We start from the raw sequence: 6,360 nt of genomic DNA, 5'->3' as shown, positions 1-6,360 counted from the left end.
TACGAGCACGCCCAGCGCTTGGATATGGCGTTTTTCGAATCTAAAAGCTCCGGCCAGCTCGTCGCCACCATGAACGACGACGTGAACCAACTGGAGCGCTTCCTGGACGGCGGAGCCAACGCGCTGATTCAAGTTGGTGTGACGGTAATAGCGGTAGGCGCCGTGTTTTTTGTACTGTCACCGCTGATTGCGCTACTGGCGTTCACGCCGATTCCGCTGATTATCTGGGGTGCCTTCTTTTTCCAACGCAAAGCCGGGCCGCTGTATAGCGATGTGCGTGAAAAGGTGGGTGATCTTGCCAGCCGCCTTTCCAACAACCTAAGCGGCATTGCCACCATCAAAAGCTTTACCAGTGAAGCACGGGAAGCCGAGCGCCTCCGTGATGCTAGCGAAGCCTATTTGGAAGCCAACCGCCGGGCGATAAAGGTCAGCTCCGCGTTTATACCCGTCATCCGTATGGCGATTCTGTCGGGCTTTCTCGCCACCTTCACCGTCGGCGGCATGATGGCGCTGAACGGCAGCCTGAATGTAGGTGCTTATGGCGTCCTGGTTTTCCTTACCCAGCGCTTGCTGTGGCCGCTCACCGGCCTTGCCCAAGTGATCGACCTGTTCGAGCGCGCGATGGCCAGTACTAAGCGGATTCTTGACCTACTGGAAGTGCCAATTACGGTTAAAGATGAAAGTACAACGCCTCTCGCTGCACCTGTGAAAGGCGAGGTGCGGTTCGAAGCAGTGAGCTTCCACTATGCCGCGAGCCAAGTAGGCGTGAATGGCGTTGATCTACACGTACCCGCAGGCAACACCCTAGCGCTAGTAGGCGCTACCGGTTCCGGTAAATCGACCCTGATCAAATTGCTGCTGCGCTTTTACGACCCAGTCAGCGGCCGCGTACTGGTCGACGGTCAGCCGATCACACAGGTCAGCATGCACTCGCTGCGCCAAGCGATAGGGTTGGTGAGCCAGGATGTGTACCTGTTTGAAGGCAGCATTCGCGACAATATTGCTTACGGCAAACCCGATGCCTCGGAGGCCGCGATTATTGACGCCGCGAAAACCGCCGAAGCCTGGAGTTTTATTGAAACATTGCCCCAAGGATTGGAGACCCCGGTTGGCGAGCGAGGGGTATTGCTCTCTGGCGGCCAACGTCAGCGGCTTTCGCTGGCCAGGGCGCTGCTTAAAGATCCGCCAATTCTGGTGCTGGATGAAGCCACTAGCGCGGTGGACAACGAAACTGAAGCTGCCATTCAGCGTTCACTAAAGCGCATCGCCCATGGCCGTACGGTGATTATGATTGCCCATCGGCTTTCGACTATTGTGCATGCCGATGAAATCGTGGTGATCGAAAAAGGACGCGTTGCTGAGCGCGGTAACCACTCAAGCTTGTTGGTGGCGGATGGCCATTATGCTGCCCAGTGGCGAGTACAAACCGGCGCTGCCCAGGCAGGCGATGTGGAAACACTCAGCCACTGAACGCGCCTTACGGTGCGTTAGCGGTTCACCAGCAGGGCATTCAAGGTGACTGGTACATGCTCGTCAATCTCCTGATAGCCCAGCAACGACAGCACGGTTCGTACCGTGCTGTTGGCCATCAGCGCGTGGCCATCCATCGCCATCGGTTCAGCATGGGTAACACGCACCTCGTTCAGCCCTTCACGGGTAAAGCGCAGCGGCACCGACTCTTCCTGATTAACCAGGTCGGTTTGTACCCGAAAGGTAAGCGTTTCCACCATGGATTCACCAATATCCAAGCCATCTAACCGCTCCGGCGGCATCTGCGCGACCAGTGTGACTAGCGTGGTATTGGCCAGCAAGCCCACCCAAGGTGGCAAATCACCAAAGCGAGTCAGCAAATCCGTTTGGCTCAAACGCAACGGCAGGCGCAGGGTGCCATCGGCAGAGATATCACCCTGCAAATTATTCACCTGATGGTGATGGGTTTGCGGGGCATTGCCATCTAATTGAGTAATAGACGCCTGCACCTGCGACTGACCAGGATCTAGCTGCCAATCCGCATGAACCGGCACCGCCAACAATAGCGGGATAAGAGCAATCAAAGCTTTCACAGCACGTCTCCGCATTAGGAACTCACTACCAGACCCCACGTTTTTCAATAAGTGCCCCTAAAAAATTGCTGCTATCACCACAAGATAGCACCGTAAGGGGTAGCCTCGCCCGAACACATTCGCTATTATATGCACGCTTTACGGGCCTATAGCTCAGTTGGTTAGAGCAGGGGACTCATAATCCCTTGGTCGTAGGTTCAAGTCCTACTGGGCCCACCATTTTTCAATGACTTACCCTCTCTTTATTTCTTCCTAGCGGTACTTTTTTCTTCTAGGTGTCCATAAAGTGTCCACGCATGTTTAAGCGTGCGACGTTTTTAGCATTTTCTTGCGCCGCAGTTCTCATTTCTTCTTGAGCCGTGAGATTGATTCTTTCGTGCTTGCGACCATTATAATAGGTGCTCCCTTACAGTCGTTGTGGCGGGGCTCCCTCTGGGCTCAATAGGTAGTCTTGCAGGCTAGGCAGGTCTACCGGTAGCGGGCCACCTTGAGGGTGACCCGCTTGCCGAGCCGCACGAACTCACTCTGCACGCCACATTCCAAGCACGCGATAGGAGCGGGCACACTTACCTGGAAGTGCATTCGTCGTCGGTGGATTTGGAGGGCCTTACTTCAAAACTCGATAGGTTAATAATCCAGCAGCGAGATCTATCGTTAAAAAACTCAGTGTCAGGCGCTTGATAGCTTCATCAACACCAATCCTGAAACAATGAGAATCATAGCAACGATTCTCAATGCACTAACCGGCTCAGCCAAAAAGGCAATTCCGACGAGAAACGCCCCGACAGCCCCTATTCCAGTCCAGATCGTATAGGCCGTTCCGAGCGGAATAGTTCGCATGGCAACAGCTAACAGCCAGAAGCTGGCCACCATCGCTGAGATTGTGATGAGTGATGGTATGAGCCGACTGAAGCCATGAGATTGCTTCATTGCGTAAGCCCATACAACTTCAAGAATACCGGCAACGAGAAGATAGAACCAAGGCATTGACCCCTCCGGAATCTAACGGGGCCAGGTCGTCCTGGTCATTAGTGCCCAAGATGGGGGAGGTCGTCCTCCTTTGAAGAGGCCTATATTAGCTCGCGAGAAGCAGTTGATCCACCGGGTTTTTCGTTGAGGAATGTTGTGACAACCATCTGACTGGCATCGCCGGGGTCATTCAGCTTATGTAGAAAGGTGTATCATTAATGTTCGGCAGGCAAACCAATGGTATGAGCAGTCAATGATCCACACGCTTAGGTTGATCTATCAACTTGTCTCATGGGGTTGCATCGTATTGGCTTGGACTAACGGTGCTATTTTGTTGTGGGATGGTTGTACTAACGGGCAGTCCCGAGTCATCACTTTCGCGGTCGCGCTGCTGTTTGGCGTTATTGGTGGCATCGTTCTTGGCGTGGAAAGAAGTTTGAGTCGAATCTACCGGTGCTCCACTAAGGCTTCCAAAGAGCTTCTGGATTCAGCCTCCGCCAGTTCTTGGACATTGCTTTACGTGTGTCTCATTGCAGGAGTGTTCCTCCTTGCTCTGGTAATGGGAAGCGGTTTGTTCGCGATCATCGGAAGGCTGCAGCAAGGGTTTCATATCTTCGGATGAGTACTAATGCAGACGTGTTCGATGCTTGAAATTCCCAACAAAGAAAATGCTGAGCAAGGCTCTGCACCGGATGGCAATTCCGCTGTGTTCCATTGCTGGCGGTGAGCTTAAAAGTTGTATTAATGTTGGCTAAAAATACCGTTCCTGACTGAGGCTGTGTAACAGCTTATAAGTCAGCGGTGATGACAGTGTCCAGTCGCCTTGGCACAACTATCGGCTAACAATACATTTCAGAATGCCTTCATTGATTACTCCCGCATCTCTAGCTGTTTTAGATTGCTACGGAACATTCGTTTAAGAGCGTGATTGGCTTGCATCGTTGTCGTTATTGTTCATGCAAATAAAAATCCGTATCATTCGTCTTACTATAACGATACTTCTCCTCATGCCTGTGAGACCTTCCTATGCTCCCTACGTCCATGTCGTTTTCTGTCGCGCCGCTGACTGCGGCGGTTCGCCGCTCGTTGGTGGTGTCGCTGGGTGGAATGCTCAGCGTTGCGCCATTGGCGGCGCTTGCTCAAGAGGAGCGAGTTGCTAACGATCCTGTTGTGGTAACCGCAACTGCCTTGAAAGTGGATACGCCGCTGGTGGAAACGCCGCGTCCTGTATCCAGCGTTGATCGTGAGGAGTTGGAAGCCCGCAACGTCCAGCAATTAGATGAAACTTTCCGTTATCGTGCAGGCGTGCTCTCGGGGCATTTCGGCAGCGATAACAACACTGATTGGTTCAAGGTGCGTGGGTTTGATCAGTCCACTTACCAAGATGGCCTGCGGATCTATCGGGAAGGCTTCTATCAGTGGCTGCCGGAGCCATTTGGCTTGGAGCGGGTGGATGTCTTCAAAGGTCCATCCTCTATTCTTTACGGCGAAGCGCCTCCTGGGGGCCTGATTAATGCGGTCAGCAAGCGCCCAACAGAAACGCCTCAGGGTGAGGTGAATGTACAGTTTGGCAATCGCGATCATCGCCAAGTGGGCATTGATACCAGTGGCCCGGTAGGCGAGAGTGATAATGTTCGCTACCGTTTGGTCGGCCTTTATAAAGAGCGTGATGGTGATCTGAACGCGACTAATAACGAGCGTTACTACTTTGCGCCGAGTTTGGCGGTGGATGTTAGCGACGATACAACGGTTACCTTTTTGGCCAGCGTGCAGAAAGATGACGGTGTTCCGGTCAACTCCTTCAAGCTGCCCTATGGTACGGTTCAAGACACCCCCTTTGGCCGTGTCGACCCCCAAACCAACCTGAGTGAGCCGGGTTACGATAAGGATAACCGTACCCAGTGGGCGCTAGGCTATGAACTACGCCACCACCTTAATGATACGTGGCGCTTCGAGCAGGATTTACGCTACAGCGAGTTGGATTTAGAGCTGCGCAGTACGTACGCCTTCTTTATGACTGATGAGCGTCAAGCGGCACGCGGGCATGTGTATCGCGATGGCACCATTGATAGTTTGACGGTTGATAACCGTATGGTGGGCACTTGGTACACCGATCGTACAGAAAATACCCTGCTGTTGGGGGCGGATTATCAGAACCTTGGGGTGAGTGGCCAAGAAGCTGATCCATTCCCTTTTGGCGATCCTATCGATATCTTCAATCCCACCTATGGCAACTTTACGCCCGTAGGGGCGGATGATTTGTTAACCCGCGAAATTGATAAAGAGCAAACCGGCTTGTACGCCCAAAACCAGCTGCGTATTGATGACCGTTGGGTGCTTTTGGGTGGGGTTCGCTATGATCAGGCGGATACCGAAAACAGGAATGTTACCGCGGCAACAACGCAACGCTCAGACGATGACCAAGTATCCTGGTCTGGTGGTGCGATGTATTTGGGGGAAAACGGTGTTAACCCTTATATCAGTTATACCGAATCTTTTGACCCGCTAGGTCGAGTGGACAGCGATGGTGATCTTTACGAGCCCCGCGAAGGTCGCCAGTGGGAAGCTGGAGTCAAAGTCGCGCCCTTTGGCTGGGACGGCTATGTCACGGCCGCAGTATTTGACCTGCAAGAGAGCAATACGCTGATCAACTCGCCGAGTGGCTTCCAGGTGCAAGAAGGTGAACGAACCTCTCAGGGCTTTGAGTTGGAAGGGGTTGGTTACCTAACGGATGACTTAAAAGTGACGGCGGCTTATACCTATACCGATTCACGCCTTGAAGATGATCAGCGGGCGCCCCTGATCCCGCGCCACCAGGCGTCAACCTGGTTGGACTATGCCTTTACCGGAGGCGCCTTGAAGGGCGTTACCTTAGGAGGTGGTGTGCGTTATGTGGGGAGCACGATAGACACCAGTGTGGCAGATAACACTGCCGTGGGTAGCTACACGCTGGTCGATGCGATGGTGGGCTATGAGTTTGCTGATGGTTGGCAGGCTCAATTGAACGTCAATAACCTCACCGATAAAGAGTACGTGGCGAGCTGTGAATATTGGTGCTACTACGGTGAGTCTCGCAGTGTCATTGGCAGCGTGAGGTATCGTTGGTAACGCTTGGTTTTCCGCCACTGCTCCGTTAGCTGTGTGGTGTCAGCACACGGGCATACAGCGCACAATCTTCGCTATAGCAAGTGCAAGACGCTTCGATCAGGCCGGGGCGATCCAGGATGATGATTTCACCACGGTGGTAACGAATTAGGCCGCGCGTTTGCAGGGCAATTGCCGCCAGCGTAATCCCTGCCCGTCGCACGCAGGGAAAATGCATGAAAAC

5 protein-coding genes, 1 tRNA gene and 1 pseudogene are annotated in these 6,360 nt (G+C 53.3%); 4 read left to right on the top strand and 3 right to left on the bottom strand.

Annotation, left to right across the window (positions count from 1 at the left end):
- Positions 1 to 1,470: ABC transporter ATP-binding protein (locus INT22_RS17075; RefSeq protein WP_226912847.1), on the top strand; the 1,470-nt coding region annotated here is incomplete at its 5' end.
- A gap of 17 nt (positions 1,471 to 1,487) precedes the next feature.
- Here INT22_RS17075 and INT22_RS17070 read toward each other — a convergent pair.
- Positions 1,488 to 2,063 (bottom strand): hypothetical protein, encoded by a 576-nt coding sequence (locus INT22_RS17070; RefSeq protein WP_319022101.1) that lies wholly within the window; start codon positions 2,061 to 2,063, stop codon positions 1,488 to 1,490.
- A 142-nt stretch (positions 2,064 to 2,205) separates the two neighbouring features.
- Between INT22_RS17070 and INT22_RS17065 the strand changes: the two genes are divergently transcribed.
- A tRNA-Ile gene (locus INT22_RS17065) sits at positions 2,206 to 2,282 on the top strand.
- A 450-nt stretch (positions 2,283 to 2,732) separates the two neighbouring features.
- Here INT22_RS17065 and INT22_RS17060 read toward each other — a convergent pair.
- Entirely contained in the window at positions 2,733 to 3,050 is a 318-nt protein-coding gene (locus INT22_RS17060) for a DMT family transporter (protein WP_193068623.1), read from the bottom strand.
- A 235-nt stretch (positions 3,051 to 3,285) separates the two neighbouring features.
- On the opposite strand from INT22_RS17060, the gene INT22_RS17055 reads away from it, so the two are divergent.
- Both INT22_RS17055 and INT22_RS17050 read left to right on the top strand, forming a co-directional pair.
- Entirely contained in the window at positions 3,286 to 3,654 is a 369-nt protein-coding gene (locus tag INT22_RS17055; RefSeq protein ID WP_193068622.1) for a hypothetical protein, read from the top strand.
- A 485-nt stretch (positions 3,655 to 4,139) separates the two neighbouring features.
- Positions 4,140 to 6,140 (top strand): TonB-dependent siderophore receptor, encoded by a 2,001-nt coding sequence (locus INT22_RS17050; RefSeq protein WP_193068625.1) that lies wholly within the window; start codon positions 4,140 to 4,142, stop codon positions 6,138 to 6,140.
- A 25-nt stretch (positions 6,141 to 6,165) separates the two neighbouring features.
- On the opposite strand, the pseudogene INT22_RS17045 reads toward INT22_RS17050, so the two are convergent.
- Positions 6,166 to 6,360, bottom strand: a pseudogene (locus INT22_RS17045) (hypothetical protein); the annotation flags it as partial.

Origin of the sequence: Halomonas sp. 3D7M (genome assembly GCF_014897885.1) — a bacterium.
Classification (GTDB): domain Bacteria; phylum Pseudomonadota; class Gammaproteobacteria; order Pseudomonadales; family Halomonadaceae; genus Vreelandella.
Note: the sequence above shows the minus strand (reverse complement) of the source record. Positions and strands in the feature narration are given on the sequence as shown.